10 protein-coding genes are annotated in these 18305 nt (G+C 66.4%); 6 read left to right on the top strand and 4 right to left on the bottom strand.

All coding sequences use genetic code 11. The annotated features are described in order from the left end of the window. The first annotated feature begins 342 nt into the window (after positions 1-342). The 5 genes from POL67_RS09560 to POL67_RS09540 all read left to right on the top strand — a co-directional run bounded on the left by POL67_RS09560 (position 343) and on the right by POL67_RS09540 (position 11617). Positions 343-2748: an HYR domain-containing protein gene (locus tag POL67_RS09560; protein ID WP_271916913.1), complete on the top strand. Its 2406-nt coding sequence runs from the start codon at positions 343-345 to the stop codon at positions 2746-2748. A 524-nt stretch (positions 2749-3272) separates the two neighbouring features. Then, positions 3273-6878: a tRNA wybutosine-synthesizing protein 4 beta-propeller domain-containing protein gene (locus tag POL67_RS09555; RefSeq protein WP_271916912.1), complete on the top strand. Its 3606-nt coding sequence runs from the start codon at positions 3273-3275 to the stop codon at positions 6876-6878. Positions 6879-6961: 83 nt separating this feature from the next. Next, the gene (locus tag POL67_RS09550; protein ID WP_271916911.1) at positions 6962-8524 is read left to right on the top strand and encodes a serine/threonine-protein kinase; all 1563 of its coding nucleotides are present in this window, start codon (positions 6962-6964) and stop codon (positions 8522-8524) included. A gap of 13 nt (positions 8525-8537) precedes the next feature. Then, positions 8538-9584: a PEGA domain-containing protein gene (locus POL67_RS09545; protein WP_271916910.1), complete on the top strand. Its 1047-nt coding sequence runs from the start codon at positions 8538-8540 to the stop codon at positions 9582-9584. Then, a complete protein-coding gene (locus POL67_RS09540; protein ID WP_271916909.1) occupies positions 9581-11617 on the top strand; it encodes an NHL repeat-containing protein in 2037 nt (678 codons plus the stop codon). The genes POL67_RS09545 and POL67_RS09540 overlap by 4 nt, the downstream gene beginning before the upstream one ends. A gap of 49 nt (positions 11618-11666) precedes the next feature. Here the strand turns inward: POL67_RS09540 and POL67_RS09535 are convergent, their stop codons facing one another. The 4 genes from POL67_RS09535 to POL67_RS09520 form a co-directional block, all read right to left on the bottom strand. Next, the gene (locus POL67_RS09535; protein WP_271916908.1) at positions 11667-12917 is read right to left on the bottom strand and encodes a thrombospondin type 3 repeat-containing protein; all 1251 of its coding nucleotides are present in this window, start codon (positions 12915-12917) and stop codon (positions 11667-11669) included. 185 nt (positions 12918-13102) lie between these two features. Further along, positions 13103-15178, bottom strand: coding sequence for a protein kinase domain-containing protein (locus tag POL67_RS09530; protein WP_271916907.1), 2076 nt, complete (start codon positions 15176-15178; stop codon positions 13103-13105). Continuing rightward, on the bottom strand, positions 15175-16302 hold the full coding sequence (locus POL67_RS09525) for a PP2C family serine/threonine-protein phosphatase (RefSeq protein WP_271916906.1): 1128 nt from the start codon (positions 16300-16302) through the stop codon (positions 15175-15177). The genes POL67_RS09530 and POL67_RS09525 overlap by 4 nt, the downstream gene beginning before the upstream one ends. After that, complete coding sequence (locus POL67_RS09520) at positions 16299-17000, bottom strand: vWA domain-containing protein (RefSeq protein ID WP_271916905.1); 702 nt, start codon at positions 16998-17000, stop codon at positions 16299-16301. Before POL67_RS09520 ends, POL67_RS09525 begins: the two co-directional genes overlap by 4 nt. 646 nt (positions 17001-17646) lie before the next feature. On the opposite strand from POL67_RS09520, the gene POL67_RS09515 reads away from it, so the two are divergent. After that, positions 17647-18060 carry a hypothetical protein gene (locus POL67_RS09515; RefSeq protein WP_271916904.1) on the top strand — a complete coding sequence of 138 codons (414 nt, stop codon included), beginning with the start codon at positions 17647-17649 and terminating at the stop codon, positions 18058-18060. Positions 18061-18305 lie beyond the last annotated feature (245 nt).

Here is an 18305-nt window from a genome sequence, read left to right as displayed (position 1 = left end):
TCAGCGGAATGAACTGTTACCACAAGGCTCGTTGATGCGAAGATTTGTGGTCCGCGGCGTGGGAGAGTACCGTGATCCGGTCGTGCGCGTGGACCGCCGGCTTGCGCAAATTGCGCGAGGCCGTTGCGCGTCGCGCGCGACCGTTTGGCGCCGCTTTTTGTCCTGACGAACATCCCTCCACCGGCGGGCATCATGCTCCCGACCGGCTTTCATCGAGGTGCTCCCATGCGTCTTCGAATCATTCCCTTGCGCCGTCTCCTCGCTCCGCGTTCGCCCTTCGTTGCCTCTCTTCTCTGCGCTGCCGCTCTCGGGCTCGGCGCTCGGCATGCGCACGCGGGGGCGATGGTCAACGATCTCAATTGTGGAACGAACGTACTGGCCCATAACGACGACGCATCCGCGACCGACGTGCCGCTCGGGTTTCCCGTGCTGATCAACGGAGGCACGTACACCACCGTCCACGTGAACAACAACGGGTACGTCACGTTCGGCGCCGCGCCACCGGCGTACTTCGATTACACGAACCTTCGGCTCGACACGACGTCACGCGCGGTCATCGCGCCGTTCATGGCCGACATCGATACGCGGAACGTGGCGTCGGACGAGGTCACGTATGGACACACGACCTACGGGGGCCGATCCGCGTTCTGCGTGAACTGGGGAAACACGAACGGCGTCGGGTATTACGACATGGGGGTCGCTGCGCTCAATCGATTCCAGCTCCTCCTCGTGGATCGATCCGACGTGGGGTTCGGCGACTTCGACATCATCATGAATTACGATCACATCGGGTGGGACGGGCAGGATCCGACGCCCCCGAGCAACCTTCCCGTCTGGATCGGGGCCTCCGAGGGCTTCTGGACGGGGTTTCCCGGATCCGGCGTGGATCCAGGAGAGCTTCGTGACGGCGAGGCGAACGCGCTCGTCGGCGGCAGCCTGAATACCCCCACCCTCGGTCGATACATTCATCGTCCTCGGGGCGGTCTTCCTCCCCAAGCGGCGGCGGTTTCAGGCACCCTCTACTCTCCCGCGGGCACACCGCTCGCGGGGGCGACCGTGCAGTTCTGCGATAGCAGCGGGACGTGCTTCTTTGCGACCACCGACGCCGACGGGGTCTACACGGTTCCCATCGATGTCGGCGCCACGGACGGCGGACCGCTGACGATGACGGCCAGTGCTCCGGCAGGATCCACCTGGATTCCCCCCTCGACGCCGATATCCGTGACGCCCGCGGTCGGGCAGGCCTACACCGGGCGAGACGTGCTTTTCCTGGGGGGCACGGGCCCGTCCCAGGCTGTCCTTACGCCGTCGCGTGAAAGCGGTGTTCCCGATTCCCCCGCCGTCTTCTGGCAAGATCCGCTGACGCTCATGATCAACGGTTGTACCGGGGGGAGCATATGTTACGACGTCCTTACCGGTTTTGGTTCGACATCGGGCACGGCCATCGAATCCGGCTGTTTGACCGAGAGCTTCCCGGGCTCGGGGTTGTTCCAGGGGGCCGTCGGCCCATTTTACCCCAACCATGGCTGGGTGAGCATCGTCTTCACGTCCTCGGCGGTGGATGGAACCGCTTGTTCCATTCCAGCGCCGCCGCTCGACGTCTACATCGATCCCAGCGGGCACGTGAACAACACGAATGGCAATCGGATCGCGAACGCGCTCGTCACGTTGTACCGCTCGGATGATCCTTGGGGGCCTTTCCAGGTGGTGCCCGACGGCAGCACCATCATGTCCCCGGCGAACCGACAGAACCCGATGTACTCGAACGAGCGCGGCCATTTCGGGTGGGATACCCTCGCCGGATACTATATCGTGCGCGCCGAGAAGCCCGGATGCACGGCGATCGACGATCCTGCGATCCCGTACGCCGAAACGGACGTCTTGCCCGTGCCTCCGCCCGTGACCGACCTCGATCTTCGCCTCGATTGCAGCGCGGTGCCTCCTCCTGTGATCACGGCGCCGACGTCGGTGACGGCCGAGGCGACGAACAGCTCCGGCGCCGCGATCGTGTACGAGGCGAGCGCCGTCGATGCGGCCGACGGCCCGGTGGAGGTGACGTGCGCGCCCGCTTCGGGCGCCCTCTTCCCGCTCGGCACGACGATGGTGACGTGCGAGGCCATGAACTCGTACGGGAACGTCGCGACGCTCGCATTCCCTGTGACGGTCGCGGATACGACGACGCCCACGCTTTCGCTCCCAGCAACGATCGAGGCGTACGCGACAAGCGCCTCCGGGGCCATCGTGTCGTATCAGGCCACGGCCGGTGATTCCGTCGACGGCGCGGTCGTGGTGTCCTGTGTACCTTCCAGTGGAACGACCTTCCCGCCGGGCGAAACGACGGTGTCGTGCCAGGCCACGGACGCGAGCGGGAACATCACGCCTGGCTCGTTCGACGTGCGCGTGACGTTCGATTGGGGAGGTGTCTTGCCGCCGCTCTCGGAGTGCGGGACGAATACGTTCAAAAGGAACCACGTCGTCACCGTACGGTTCGATCTCGCGGGGGCGAGCGCGGGCATCTCGACGCTGGACGCGCAGCTCTTCGTGGCGCGGGTCGTGGGCGGTGTCGTGGAGCCGGAGTCTCCGGCGGTGAGCGTGAACGGCGCGGGGAACGTCTTCAAGCCGGTCGGCCCCTGGGGGACGTATCAGCTCAAGCTTGCCACGAAACATCTCACCCCGGGGACATACCAATTGCGGATCGATCTCGGGGACGGAGTGCCCCATACGGTATCGATGAGGATAACACCTTGACCCCGCTTCCAATGTAGCTCCGCGAATACGCCGGGACCGATGGGCGCGTGTTTATTGGCCACGATCCTGCTCTCTCGTACAGTGGGAGGCTCCCATGCGCTCTCGCCTGTCGTTTTGGGCCATCGGTCCCGGCTGTCTTCTTACGCTCGTCGGGTTTGCACCTCGCCGCGTGTGGCGGCGAGCCGACCTCGGGGGGAGCCGGGGCGACGGCGGCTTCAGGGGGCAGCGGAGGCGCAGCCGCAGGCGGAAGCCGAGGCTCCCCCCATTCATGAGCCCCAGGGCACGAGCCTCCTCCTTCAGGTCCATTTTCACGGCGAAGCTTGATCCAAACGGTAACGGATAGCATCGTTATTGCAGGATACTCTGTGGACGCCATCGACTTCGGCGTAGGCCCTGTCATGAGCGCTGGCCAGTCAGGCTTGTTCCTCGCCAAGTTTACACCTTGAGCACATCCAATACTTGTCCTCCATCTCGGGCGTCCTGTAGGATCCCACCACCACCCCGCTATCCTCCACCGCCTTACCATGCGCCGACGCCCCCTCCTCCTCGCCCCCTTCCTCCTCGCTCTCGGCTGCGCCGATCCCGCTTCCGCGCCCGAATCCTCTTCGACCCCCGCATCCGCTTCCGCAATCCGCGTCTCTTTCCCCGACCACGCCCCTCTCGTCCTCGACCGCGGCCCCGGCTTCGTCCGCGCTGCGTCCGGCTTCCTTGCTGCATCGGCAAACCGCCCCGCGGGCATCGACCTCACCCTCCCCGACCGCGGCGACGCCCCCCTCCACTTCCGCGCGCCTTCCGGCGTTGAAATTGACGTCCGCGAGCTCGACACCTCCGGCCCCGCCGTCGTCGAATCCCACGCCGTCGCCTACGCCCGCGCCGGCGGCACCGCCTTCTGGACGGCCGCGCCCGACGGCTTCGAGGAATGGATTCACCTGGAGGCAGGCGTCGCTCGAAGGAATACCCCTGTCCTCGCTTGGGACGTCTCCGGAGCCCCGATCGCGCAGGATGGTCCCTCCATCGTGGTCCTGGACGCCAAAGGGATTCCCGCCCTCCGCGTCACCGCGCCCTTTGCGTTCGCCAGAGATGGCCGCGAGGTCCCTGCGCGGATGGTCGCACGCGATCAGCGTATCGAACTCTTCCTCGAGACGGACGGCGAGGAGGTGCTCGTCGATCCGGGCTGGGTCGCCGGCACGGCCCTCGGCACGGCGCGCCGCGATCACGCAACGACGAAGCTCGCCACCGGTGATATCGTCGTCACCGGCGGCACGGGAAGCACACCCACCGCGTCGGTCGAGCAATGGAGTGTGGCCACAGCGACGTGGACGGCCAAGGCAGCCATGAGCGTCGCGCGTACTGGACACACGGCGACGCTCCTCCAGAATGGCCTGGTTCTCGTCGTCGGCGGCACGAATGCCGGCAACTACCCGCTCATCACCGAAAGCCTCGACGCCAAGAGCAACGTCTGGACCACCAGTCCCTCGCTTGCGACCGGACGCGCTTATCACACGACGACGGTCCTCGCAGACGGCAGGATCCTCGTCGTCGGCGGCACGAACGCCGCCGTCCTCAATTCGGTCGAGCTGCTCGATGCGGCAGCAGCGGGCCCCTTCACGATCAAGCCCCCCATGAGCGCGACCCGTCAGCGCCATGCCGCGACGCTGCTCCAGGACGGTCGCGTGCTCGTCACGGGCGGCAGGAACACGGCGACCCTGCAGACGTACGAGATTTACAACCCCGCCACGGACACCTGGACCACGCCGAAGAACATGATCACCGCGCGCGAGCAGCACACGGCGGTGCAGCTCGCGGATGGGAAGGTGCTCGTCGTCGGAGGCAGGACGAATGGCGCGTTGCAGGCGACGACGGAGGCCTACGACCCGGCCACGGATACCTGGACGGCGCTCGGCAACCTCGCGACCGCAAGATACGCCCATACCGCGACCCTGATGCCGAATGGCAGCATTCTCGCGGTGGCCGGCTTCTCGTCGACCTTCACGGCGACCACGGAGTACACGGGGGCTGGCAGCCCCTTCGGCACGTGGGCCGCCGGGCCCGCTCTGACGATCGCACGCAATCTGCATACGACCACGTTGCTCGACGACGGGCGGCTGCTCGTGGTGGGCGGCTTCAATGCGGCGAGCCTCTCCAGCGTGGAGATCCTCTCCCCGGGCGTGAACGGCGTCGCGTGCGCCGCCGGGGTGGAATGCCAGAGCGGCTTTTGCGTGGACGGGGTCTGTTGCAACACGGCCTGCAATGCGGGCGTGTGTGACGCCTGCTCCGTGGCCTCGGGCAGCGCGACGGATGGCGTCTGCTCCACGTTCAGCAACAAGCCTTGCGACGACGGCGACGCCTGCACGCTGGCCGATACGTGCCAGGTCGGCGTGTGCGTCGGCGCGGATCCGGTCCCGTGCCAGCCGCTCGATTCATGCCACGACGCAGGGGCGTGTGATCCCAAGACGGGCCTCTGCTCGAGCCCGATCAAGCCCGACGGCACGAGTTGCGTCGATGGCAATGCCTGCACGCAGACGGACGTCTGCCAGTCCGGCAAGTGCGTCGGGACGAACCCGGTCCCGTGCGAGCCGGTCGACCCATGCCACGACGTGGGAACGTGCGACGTCGACACGGGCCTCTGCTCCAACCCGAACAAGCCCGATGGCGCGGCTTGTTCCGATGGCAATCTCTGCACGCAGATCGACGCGTGCCAATCGGGGGTGTGCATCGGGGAAAGCCCCATCGTGTGCAAGGCGCTCGATCAGTGCCATGATCCGGGGACCTGCGATCCCACGAGCGGCATCTGCTCCACCCCGAACAAGCTGGATGGTTCCAGCTGCAATGATCAGAACGCGTGCACGCAGACGGATGTCTGCATGGCGGGCACGTGCAGCGGGACCAATCCGGTCGTCTGCACGGCGATCGATTCATGCCACGAGGTCGGAAAGTGTGATCCCGTGAGCGGCCTGTGCTCGGACCCCACCAAACCCGACGGCGCGCCCTGTGTCGACGCGAATCTCTGCGTGACGGGCGACGCGTGCAAGGCAGGTGTCTGCGCGCCCGGCGCGACGCCCGTGGTTTGCCCTGCGCCCGATGCGTGCCATGGTCCCGGGGCGTGCGAGCCTGCCACCGGGTCCTGCGAGGGCCCCCCGCTGCCCGCGGGGACCAAGTGCGCGGCGCCCGTCTGCGAGGGCTCGGTGGCCTACCCGGAATCGCAATGCGACGGAGCAGGCACGTGCGCTCCCCCGAAGGGGATTGATTGCGCGCCTTATGCTTGCCTTGGCGGCGCCTGTATCAACGAGTGCGCGGTCGATCAGGAGTGCGCCACGGGGGCGCTCTGCATCGAAGGCCTGGGCCAGTGCTCGAACGACGCCGATGGAGACGGCAAACCGAACGTCGAGGACAACTGCCCCAAGGTGCCAAACCTGGACCAGACGAACAGCGACCTCGATCCGCTCGGGGATTCTTGCGATCCGGACGACGACGACGACGGCATCCCTGATTTCGATCCCGCGGGCAACCCGCTGGATCTGTGCCCCACCATTCCGAACGGCAGCCAGAACGGCGACGGCGACGGCGATGGCGCGGGCGACGGGTGCGATTGCAAGACGAATTCGACGACGTTGAGCGACGGCGTTCCTTGCGACGACGGCAACCTGTGCACGGTGACCGGCACGTGCCAGAATGGCGCCTGCGTGGATGCACAGCCCAAGAACTGCCCCGCGCTGGGGCCCTGCCAGGTGGGGCTGTGTGACCCGAGCACCGGCAACTGCCTCGGCGCTCCCGTCGCAGACAACACGCCCTGCAAAGATGGAGACTCCCAAGGCGTTTGCCTGGCCGGGAGCTGCTTCATCGAAAGCGGCAGCGGCGCCGGCGGCAGCAGCGGCAATGGCAGCGGTGGCAATGGCAGCGGCGGCGGCTCCGGCGGCAGCGGGAGCGGCGCCGGCGGCGCGAGCGGCAGCGGGAATGGTGGCGGAACCGGCAACGGCGGAGGCGGCGCCCAAAACGGAAGCCCCGGCGGCGACCCGCACGTCCGCGGCGACGGCTTCTCCTGTGCGGCCAGCGGCGACGGCGCCTCGAACCCCTGGCTCGTGGCCCTCGGCCTTGTCTGGTGGGTCCGACGCCGTCGCATGAGCCGCTAGGGTCTCGCGGCCCCGCGGCGCGCGTTCCCCCCAGGAAACTGTGCAGCCGGCGGAAAAGCATGTAGCATGCGCTGCGGCACATCATGAGCGTGACCGAGCCTCCGCAGCCCAGCCTCGCGAACCCTCACGAAGGGGACGTGCTCGCGGGCAAATACCGCGTCGAATCCATCCTCGGAAAGGGGGGCATGGGCGTGGTCGTCGCGGCCATGCACCTGCAGCTCGGGCAGCGCGTCGCCATCAAGTACCTGCTCCAGCCGGACAACACGGATATCGTCGCGCGCTTCCTGCGCGAGGCGCGCGCCGCGGTGCGGCTGAAAAGCGAGCACGTGGCGCGCGTGCTCGACGTGGGCGAGCTCGGGAGCGGCGCCCCGTACATGGTCATGGAGTACCTCGAGGGCGGCGATCTCCTGCGTCACCTCAAGACACAAGGCCCGCTGCCGATCCCCGAGGCAATCGACTACATCCTCCAGACCTGCGAGGCCATCGCCGAGGCGCACGCCGCGGGCATCGTCCACCGCGATCTCAAGCCGGCCAACCTCTTCCTGACGACGACGCCCGACGGCTCGAAGAGCGTCAAGGTGCTCGACTTCGGCATCTCGAAGGTCAGCGAAAACGAGTCCGAGGGCGGCGACGGGATGCAGCTCACGAAGACCGAGATGGTCCTCGGCTCGCCGCTTTACATGTCGCCCGAGCAGCTCAAATCGAGCAAGGCCGTGGATCCGCGGAGCGACATCTGGGCGCTCGGGGTGATCCTCTACCAGCTCCTCGCCGGGAAAGTCCCTTTTCATGGGTCGGCCTTCTCCGAGCTCGTCCTCAAGGTCAACCTCGAACCTCCGTCGCCCCTCTCGCAATACCGGAGCGACATCCCGGCCGAGCTCGAGGCTGCGATCGTCAGGTGCCTCGAAAAGAAGCGAGAGCACCGATTCAACAACATCGCCGAGTTCGCCTTGAGCATTGCCGAATTCGGTCCGCCGACCGCGCGCATCTCGGCCGAGAAAGCCAAGCGTGTCCTCGAGGCCTCGGGCGTCGCCGTGCAGGCGCCCTCCGGGCCGAGCCGGAGCTCCACATCGTCGATCCCAGCCGCGATGCCTGCCGTAACCGCCGCGACGAGCGCCCCCGCGAACACGCAGCCGGGGGCGAGCGTGCCGCCGCCGCCGCTGATGCCGGCGGACGGGAATACCGGGTCGAGCCTGCCGACGGTGGCGGTTTCGAAGGCGGGACAGGATGTCGCCGGCGAATCGGGTTCGTCCGGGAAACGCACGGGTCTCGTCGTGGGTGCGGTCGCGCTGGTCGGGCTCGTCGCGGTCGGGAGTATCTTCTTGTTCCGAGGTTCTCCAGAGAATCGCGTCGAATCCACCGTGACACCGGACAACGCCGTCGCAGCACCTACCGCGAAACCGTCCGCCGCCTCCGAGCCCGAGGTGAAACCTGCAGCGGCGCTCGTGGATACCGAAGCTCCGGCGCAGAGCGCTTCCGTGGCGGCGAGCGCATCCGCTTCCGCCGCGGTGTCGTCCCAGCCCGCGGCGACACGCCCGCCGTCCTCCCTTCCGGGGACGAAGAGCGGCACACCCGAAAAAGCCTCGCCGCCGCCGACCCCGACGACCAAGAGTTCTTCGAAGAATCCTCTCACGATCGGAATCGAGTAGGAGCACACCGCCGATGGCGCGTCCGTTTCAGAAAACCCTGGCGCGAAGCCTGCTGGTTGCCGCAGCGACCGTGCTGGTCGCCGGAGCCACGTCGGCACAACCCGCCGCAAAGCCCCCGGTCGCGGCGGCCAAGAAGACGGCAACCCCCAAGAAGGCCGACGCCGCGCCGGCGCCGAAGCCGCCCCCTCCGCCGCTCGCGGACGTGCTCACGGGCGCCGCGAAGGACGAGTATATCGGCGGGAAGATGCTTTACGAAACGAAGGACTTCGCCAATGCGCTGGTGAAGTTTCGCAAAGCCTATTCGCTGACGCCCGAGCCGCGGCTGCTCAAGAACATCGCCGTCTGCGAGAAAGATCTTCGCCATTACAGCCGCGCCCTCGCGCTGCTGGAGGAGTACCGCGGCAAGGCGGGAGATGCGATCACGCCGGAGGAGGAAGAGTCCCTGAAGGCGCTGGAGGCCGCGCTCCGAACGCTGACGAGCGAGGTGACCCTCGTCGTGAGCGAAGCGGACGCCAGGGTCTCGGTGGACGGCGAGCCCATCGGGACCGCGCCCATCGCCAAGCCCGTTCGAATGGATGTGGGCGAACGAAAGATCACGGTCGAGAAGCAGGGCTACAAGCCGCTCGAGATCAAGAAGACCATCGACGGCGGCACCTCGCTGACGCTGGTGGCAAAACTCGAGCGCGACTGGCGTCGCGGCCGGATCGTGATCGAGGCGGGGCCGAAGGATCTCATCGCGATTGACGGCAAGGTCATGGGGCTCGGTCGGTACGAAGGGTACGTGCAGACCGGTGGCCATTCGGTGCGGGTGAGCGCGCCGGGAATGGCCGTGTATCAAAACGAGGTGGTCGTGCAGGACGGCGAGACGCGCCGCGTGCCGATCACGCTGAACCCGCTCCCCGCGCCGTCGGACACGTCGAAATGGCTCTGGATCGGGGGCGGGGTCCTGCTCGCCGCGGGCGCCGCGATCGGGGGCGCCGTGCTCTTCAGACCCACCGAGGTGCCGCCGATTGACGGGACGATCGGGACCGTGCCTCTCTCGTTCGGAGGTCGTCGATGAAAAGGTCTCACGCGACCTGTGCCCTTCTCGCGCTCGCCCTCGGGTCTTTGCTCTCGTGCTCGGCGCAGCCGCGAGGTCAGGTCATCCTGGCGCTGCAAACGGACATGTCCTTGCCAAAGGACATCGATCGGATCCGTATCGTCGTGAGCTACGAGGATACGGGCGGGATCGTGTTCCAGGAGAACTACGATCGAATCGTGGATCCCGGCAATCCGAGCCCCATCCGTCTGCCCGCCACGCTGAGCATCATCGCCAACGAGGAAGAGAACCGACCGATCCGGGTGAAGGTGCTCGCGTTCCGAGGGCTCCTGACGCAGGGCAACTTCGTGGATCCAATCATCCGCGTCGTGCGCGACGCGGTGACGACGGTGCCCAGGGACCGTGTGGCCACGCTGCCGGTGCCCATCGAATTCCTGTGTGACGGCGCGGCCAAACCGAAGACCGATCCCTCGGGCAAACCCGTTCGCGACGACGACGGCAAGCTGATCTACGAGAGCACGTGCGGCGATGGGCTCACGTGCAAGGCGGGCAAGTGCGTGACCGAGGTCGTCCCCGAAACGGAGCTCGTCACGTACGAGCCCGAGGAGACATTCGGGGGAGGCACGGGGAACGGGGACGGCACGTGCTTCGATACGGGCACGTGTTTCGAGGGAGCGACGGGGCTCGCGCTCGATCTTGCAGCCTTCGACGCGGATGGCACAACGTGCCGCGCGGCGGTCCCGAGCGGGATGTTCACGGCCGGCGTCTTCAATGTCGGACTCGAGACGCAGGGCAGCGGCATGTGCACCGCAAAGGGTTGTTTCGTGGCGCTCGACGCCCAAAGCGACGGCGGGTGGAAGGCCGAGAGCGAGACCGCGGTCGTGCTCCCGTCCGCCGTCTGCGAGAAGTTCAAAAAGGCGGAGATCGCCCGTGTCGTCGGTACACCCGTGGGGCCCGCGCCTTGCGAGCAGAAGCGCACGTCGATTCCGACGTGCGGGCCGTGGTCGTCCGCGGGGACGGGCCTGTACACGCCGCCGGACCCGAAGGACCCCACGATCGTGGTCGGGGGTCAGGTGAACCCCAATGCGATGGCGGTCGACACGACGGGAATCTACTGGACGATCCAGGGTGATCTCGCGACGAAGGAGGTCCCCGGGGCCGTGAAGATGGTGCCGAAGACCGGCGGAACCCCTGCCGTCGTGGCCGTCACGAAGGGTGTGCCGCAGGGGCTCACGATCGATCCTCGTGGATTCGTTCTCTGGACGGATGCCACGGACAATGCGAATGGGAGCCTCGGCTGGGCGCCGTTCGGAGAGCCGAGCGCGCCGTCGGAAAATGCCCTGATCCAGGGCCTCCTCCAGCCCGCGGGCGTCGCCGTGCATGGCAAGCGCGTCTTCGTCACGGAGCTCGGCGGAGATCGCGTGAGCGGCGTGGAGTCGGGCGTCGATGCTTCCGGGGCGCTGACCAAGGGCGTCGCGATTGCGATCGAGAACGTGAATCCAGCGGGGGTCGCGCCGTTCAGCGTGGCCACGGCCATGGTCCAGAGCGGCATGAAGACGCTCGTCTGCTTCGGGTACCAGGGGACGACAGGCAATGCCGACGGCGTGGTGGCCTGCAACGACGGTGCGTCGAGCTTCGTCGTCGCGACCGGGCAAAAGACTCCACGCTCGCTCACGTTCGAGCTCGATGCCGAGCAGAACCCCGTGTCCCTCTCCTGGGCGGAGTTCGATCCCCAGGGCTCGATCTTCCGCGCGGTCTACACGCCAGGGGTGGGCTTCTCGCAGGGCCAGCCCATCCTCGCGGCCGTATCGCGCCCCGCGGGGCTCGCGCTCGACCGGAGCGGTCCGAGCCCGATCTTGTATTACACGAACGCCGGAGACGGGAGCGTGAAGGGGTACGACGTCGTGCAAAAAACGACGTTCGAGGTCGCCTCGAAACGAAACAATCCGAGCGCCATCGCGGTCGACGACGCATTCGTGTACTGGGTCGAAGGGGGCACGCCGAACACGAAGGAGGGCGCCATCTTCAAGGCGCCCAAGCCGCCGATGCCATGAGCCCGCGGGGGACGAACCCCCGCGGCCTTTCACGACGTCCGGCTCGCCCTCAACCGCCTTGGGGCGTGGTCGGACAACCGTTCTTCTCTGCCTCCCCCTTCGTGTCGGGGCAGACATCAATCGCATCGGGCACGTTGTCGCCATCCCGATCGGGCGGGCATCCGAATCGCTTGGGATCTCCGCTCGCAGCGCCGGGTTCCTCCGGGCAAACGTCGTCGAGGTCGACGACGCCGTCCTCGTCACGGTCGACCTTCGGGCAGCCATTGCGTCCAGGCACGTCGCTCTTCTCGCCGAACGCGTGAGGACAAGCGTCTGCCGTATCGATCAGGCCGTCGCCGTCGGTATCGGTGACCTTCGGCGCGACGCTCTTCGGCTTCGGGGTCTCGGGCGACCAGGCCACGAGGCCCAAGGCGCGAAAGGTGGGCGTGCCGATCGCCTCGCTGAGCCCTGGCCCGACCGCGGCGCCGACCCAGAGCCCGCCGATGGCATTGCCGCGGATCCCGAGCAAGAGCTCCGCGTTCGTCGCGAGGCTCCGTGGAATCGTCCGGTTTTCACCCAACCGGACCAGCCCCTCCTGGAGCGGCGTGGACGCCGAGAGCTCCGGACCGATCCGAAGGTGATCGTCGAGGAGCAAGAATGCGATGCCGGCGCCGTAGGAGAGCGTCGAGGGGTTGTCCGAGGTACGAAAGACGGGCCGAACCGCGGCGCTCCAGGCGACATGCCAGAATCGACCGCCCAAGAGCAATTCGGGCGAGAGGCGAACGCCGTTGTCGCCGACGAAGGCCCCCGCGGGCCCGGTCGGCGCGTGGAGGGTGGCGCCGGCGGCCATCTGAAAGGCATCCTCGGTTTCGCCGAAGAGCCGAATGCGAGCGCCGAGACGCAAATCGCCGGCCTGAACGCCCGTGGGGGACGGGAAAACGGTGTTGCCGAGGATGGGGCTCTCGCCTTGCTGGAGGACGGCGAGGGGGAAGGAGGCGGAGACGAGGAGGCGATTCCAGAGGGCGAGGGAGGCGCCGATGTGGAGAAACGCCTGGGCGCCGACGATGGCGCGCTGCGAGGTCTCGGTGCCGCCGTCGGCGAGGGCGGCGACGAGCGGGTTGTGAGCGTAGTCGAAGAGGACGAGGCCGCGGGGGACGAGATGGCCGTTCGTCTGGGGGGAAGGAACGCTGAAGAAGGTGTCTCCGGCGGGCGCAGGATCGAGTTGATTGAGGGCGATCCCGCCGGAGGTCTGAGCGTGGGAGGGGCGCGGGGCGAGGAGAGAGAGGCCGAGCGCAGCGGCGCCGAGGACGCGGGAGGACATCGTGGAGCAGTGTAGTTGGGCGGGTGAAGAAGGGGAAGTTGTTGGGGTTGGCAGGCGGCGACTGGAGGGAGGGGGCCCATTCCGCGCGCCTATCACGTCACGTCGGGCCGCTTCTCCACCCCATCGGCCCCTCCCCCGGCGAGCGATACGTGTCGCCGACCCTGACCCCGACACCAACGGCCTTCCTACCATCCGAGCCGTCGTCGCTCGTCGTTCGCCCCGAAAAAGCACACCTGCTCGTCAACCATGTTCAGGCTGTTGTCGCGGAGGAGCCAGTCGGGTTCTCCCTTTGCGACCTTGCTCCAGTTTGGCGGCCTGTTCCGAAACAGGATTCCGGCTCCCACGCTCCGGGCAGGATCGAAGAACACCATCTCCATGGCTTCCGGACATGAAGCGGAGCCCAGGTATTCATCCACGTACTTCCGCCACGCTCGCCGGATCGCCTCCTTGCTGACGTCCGGCCCCTCGTCGACCGCGATCCGCAGATAATATCCGCGCCTCACATCGGAACCGCTCGTGCATACCGAGGATCCGTCTTTGGCCCACCCGCGAACCTGATTGTCCCAGGGCTCCGGCGTCGGGCACGTCCTTTTCGGGTCTTCCGGAACGGGTCGAGACCCCTCGGGCGTCTCGGGAGAGGGAAACGGAGTCGGAATCGGAGCCGGAGGGGTATCGACGATCGCTGGCGCATTCACCCGCTCTGCGCAGCCCCCACTGACACAGACGAGCGCGCCCTCGCACTGGGTATCCTTTTCACAGGAATCGCCGAGAGCTGCCTTCACGCAAGTGTTGTCCTTGCAGATCCGTGTCGCCGGGCAGTCCGACGATTGGCGACATTCACGACATGCCTGGAGCGTGCATACGCCCGTCGCGCAGTCCTCGTTCGCCGTACACCGCTCGCCCATGACACTCTTCGCCAGAGCACAGCGCCGCGCCGTACAGATCCCGGAGCCGCACTCGTTCGCGCTCACGCAGGGCTCGCCGAGGCCACGAGGCCCGACCGCGGAATAGACCTGATAACCGACAGGGACCACGAGGAGTGCCGTCGCAGGGACCGCCAGGTAGCTCCACGCACGCGAGCGGGCACGCGGCGTGGGGAGCGAGGGGCGTGATTGCGCCGTGCGGACCGTCGTCGGCCCGCTCGATGCCCCACCGTGGTGCGAAGCCTGTTGCGGCCGAGGCATCGGCGGCGCTTGCGTCTGCGCCGCCACCGGAGCCGGCGTTGGCGTACGCGCCCCCGCAGCCTGCCGCCAGCACCACGGGCAGAAAGACAAGCGCCGATCGAAGATATGCTCTGGGTTCGCAGGGCAACCGGCGCGGAGAATCTGGCTCCATGCCTTCAATACCGAGCGCCATTCGCGCGCGGTCGGACGTAGCGCCGGCTGAAAGTGCCCCTCGTCGAAGCAGCGATGGAACAATGCCAGTACCTCGGGCCCCAGCATCTCCCTCGGAGGGCTCGCGCGCGGGAGCTCGACGTCGACCTGCCTCGACGCTGCGCGAGGGAAGAGTCCGTGCTTGATACGGCTCGCGACGTCGGCCGGCCCAGGACGTCCCTTGTCGATGCCCGCATAAGGATGCTGGCCCTCCATCAGGAGCTCGTAGAGAAGGATGCCGAGAGAGAACAAGTCACTCGATGGGTCCCGCCGCACGCTCGCGAGGTTCTGGCCAATGAGCTCGGGTGCGAGGTACTCCGGCGTTCCGACGGTGCACGGATGGTATTGTCCTCTCCCGTCGACGAACTGGAACGAATCGACATCGATGAGCGAAACGTTCGTGTTGCCGAGGACAAGCACGTTCTGTGCATTGAGATCGCCCACGATCAGCCCTTGGTCGTGAGCGAAATCGACGGCTTTGGCAAGGTTACGAGCAATGCTGACGAGACGATCGTAGAAAAAGGCGCGCGTTCTCCTGTCGTTCTTTCTGGATGCCGGATGCTTGAGCTTGTAGAGCTTCTCGGCGTCGTGGATGCGCGGCATGACGTAGCCGATGGGCTGCTCCGCGGCGTCCAGGATCAGGTCCTCGGGCCACGTGAAGATCGTGTGGCTTTGAAAGCTCGTTTGCCTGGGCCTGTGCACCAGCATCTCTTGCACCTTCGGCACGATGGCAGCGCGCTTGTGCTCGAAGAAAAACTTCGCCGCCAGACGCGGATGGCTCGCAAGAAAGTAAGCCTCGCCCTCTCCCCCGCGGCCGATTCGATTCCCTACCTCGATGCGTTCTCCGCCGAGCGCAAGGCGATACGAGCCTTGAAACCCGCCGTTCATCGCTTCCTCTCGAACCGGCAAAATCCACCGATGCAGTGCAGCGGCTCCTCACAATCGGAGCTTCGAGCACACGCGATGCCCTCTGCGGACCGAAACCACGTCTTCGCCAGGAGGACGCTCGCGGCGGAGCCAACCAGGAGGAGGAGAAACATCCCGAGAACGACCGACCGGAGCCTGGAAGTGGGCGGATTCGGTCCTCTATGCGCGGGGGGCGTCGCTGGAGGTGGCGTCGCTGGAGGTGGCGGCTCCGCGGGTGGCGACGGATCGCTCTCTCCTCTCGCCGAGGCGATCTCCCGTGCACGGGAAGCCGCGGTGCCCGGAGCCGATTCCGGTTTCGCGGGGATCGGCTCGACCGTCTTGCCAGCGGCGCGAATGGCGACGGCGAGCGTCAGATCATCATCCGAGCGCTTCTTGACCCGCTGCTCGAAAAGCTCGCCTATCTCTGCCGCGAGTTTCGTCTCGTCGACCCTCGCCCCGAGATCGAAAATGGGAAGAAAAAACCTGTCGTAGGGCTCTCCACGCGGAAGTGACAGTGCCAAGGCCTCGAGACCGTCCGTGAAAGCCGCGACCGCCGTGGGTGATTGCGGAACGAACGTGAACTGCGCACTTTCGAGTGCCCCCCTCGACGTCAAGGGAAGCACCTCGTTTGCATACTCCCCCTTCTTCGGCAAGGTGAGCGCTTGCAGATCCGCAGTGCCGAAGAGAGCGACGATCGCCCCGTCGCCAACTTGAAAGGCTGCGGCACTTTCACCTGTCGCGGCGACGATCAACAAGGTCGAGGCGAAGGCACGAAGTTCTTCCGTCTCGCGCTCTGCCAGCGCACGGACCTCGAGCAACGCCCGCTCTGCCGCCTCTTGCAGCAGCGCGCGCCACTCTGCTTCGCTCGCGTCGCGTGCGACGGCTTTCTCGATGAGAAAGCGAACGGCCATCTCGGACGCGACGCGCGCGCCGTCCTCGGAGCGTGGGGCAGAGCCGACACCGTCCGCGACCGCAATCACGCATAGATCGCCGTTCACATCGTGGTACGAGGCGTCCTGACACGGTACCCCCCGAGCGATATGGCTCGTGCCCGCTACGGATACGCGCGTGACGCGCCAAGCCGCTACCGTCGCATCCTCCCTCATCCGACCGTGCCCCAGCCGTCGACGCGTGGCATCGAGACCTGTGCCCCTGGGTTCGATTGGGATACGGCAATGAGACTCTGCGAGATCCAGTTGAACATCCCCTGGAACGCATGGATTCCGCGAAGCATCAGCGGCTCGCGCTGTGGTGAAAGCTGACGAAGGATCTTGAGATCGACGGGGTCATCCGGGGTCTCGACGCCCACCATGAACAGATCGACTCTCGTTTTTCCGGTGGCCGGGTCGCGGGCAGTTTGCTGCACGCGCGTGACGGCCGCTGGGATATCGTTGTAGTCCGTCGGGCGCCCGTCGGTGATGCACCAGAGCCAGGGCGCATAATACAGTACGCCCGCCTGCCGGTACGTCTCTCGGCGACGCTCGATCAGGTCGAGGCCGCAATGAATGGCCGCTGCGAGATAGGTTCGCCCACCGGCCACCAGCTTTGGCGGCGCGAACGCGTCCGGCCGCGAGAACGTCACCAAAGGCTCGACCGTGGCGCCAAACTTCACCACCGTCAGTTCGACGGCATTGCGGGCTTTATCGTGATCACACAGATCCGTCCTGAGCATTTCCAGGCCGTAGTTGACCATGTCGATCTTCGGCCCCTGCATCGATCCGGAGGTATCCACCAACAAGACGAAGTGGCATCGCGGCTCGGGGTTGTCCTGGAAGTCGACGTACCTGACCAGTTCGGATGTCATGTCGCACCACGCGTGAGTAGGGATCGAGGTTCCTTGGCGACGTGTGGCGTTGCCATGCGACCAACCGTACATCAATCATGGTCTGGAGGGAAGAACGTTTCCACTCTGTACTGCCCTGCCTAACCAACGGGGTCTCCATCGGGTCAGGAAAAACCTGATGGAACCCTGCCGGCGACGTGCCGTCGTCCCCCTCCCTCAGGCAGACGCCACGATCGCCGGGGTCTCCTCGTCCCACCCTGACCCTCACGCGCGGAGACTGAGATGAAGAATCCTTGCCCAACGGAGATGCGGATGGGATTGTCGGCCGCAAAATGACGGTCCCTTACGGCTTCGGGCGTTCTGTTTTCACGCATCCCTATAGTGCCCTGGTGCTCTCGGGGCCCCGCTCCGGGGGCGTTCCGCCGGGCGGCCCAGGTCGCGGCTCCCTCCGGGCAGGGTCCTGTCGCTGGGAGTGACGGGCGCGCCTGTTCGCGTTCTTCTTGCTCGGTTCGACAGGAAGAACTAGGCTCCGCCGCGGGGACGACGGACACACCTGTTCGCATTCTGCCGCCTCGGTTGACCGGCGGAGAGGATTCCGCTCATCCTTCTGCGCCCCGTTATCGGCCCGCAGACACGAGAAAAGATCACCGAAGGAGATAGGACGAGCATGAAATCGAACAGCCGGATGATTGCTTTTTCCCCCGCAGTCCTGGCGCTCGCATTGAGTGGTTTCCTGGTTGGCTGCAACAAATCGTCGACGGATTCGGCCGCGCCTGCAGGCTCCGCGGCCGGCGCGTCGGCGGCTTCAGGCAGCGTTTGCGACGTCGCTGCCTTCGAGAAGGAGCAAGACGAGAAGGGCCGCCAGAGCCACACGCCGAGGAAGCTCACCGGCTGCAAGCTCGAGTCGTACAGCCCGAAGAGCAAGACGGCGCAGTTCTCGGGCAATGGGAAGATGAAGCTGTCGTGCGTGAACATCCCCAATCCGGAGGGGATGCAGGTCGGCGACCTCGCGGACATCGAAGGCAAAGAGGATGGCGCCGGTTTCGTCACCCTCTACGACTGTACCGTGAAGAAGAAGTGACGCATCGCGCGTCGGCGCGCAGCTCCCCGCCAATGCTCCTGCATCCGCCGCAGGAACCCTTCCTCGCTCGGGTCGCCTGAGCCCGATCCAATCCCGAACGCCCCAGCAAAATTTGTCACCCCACGCACTTGTTGGGCGACGCACAGCCATGAGCTCGACCCTGGCCCGTTGGCGATGCCAGCGCCGGTGGATCTCGGGAGCGTCATCCGAACGACAGCGGGCTGAGCAACGAAAATAGCCTGCCG

It is taken from the genome of Polyangium mundeleinium, from assembly GCF_028369105.1.
Taxonomy (GTDB): domain Bacteria; phylum Myxococcota_A; class Polyangia; order Polyangiales; family Polyangiaceae; genus Polyangium; species Polyangium mundeleinium.
The sequence above is the reverse complement of the archived record's forward strand: the minus strand, read 5'-3'. Positions and strand labels throughout refer to the sequence as shown.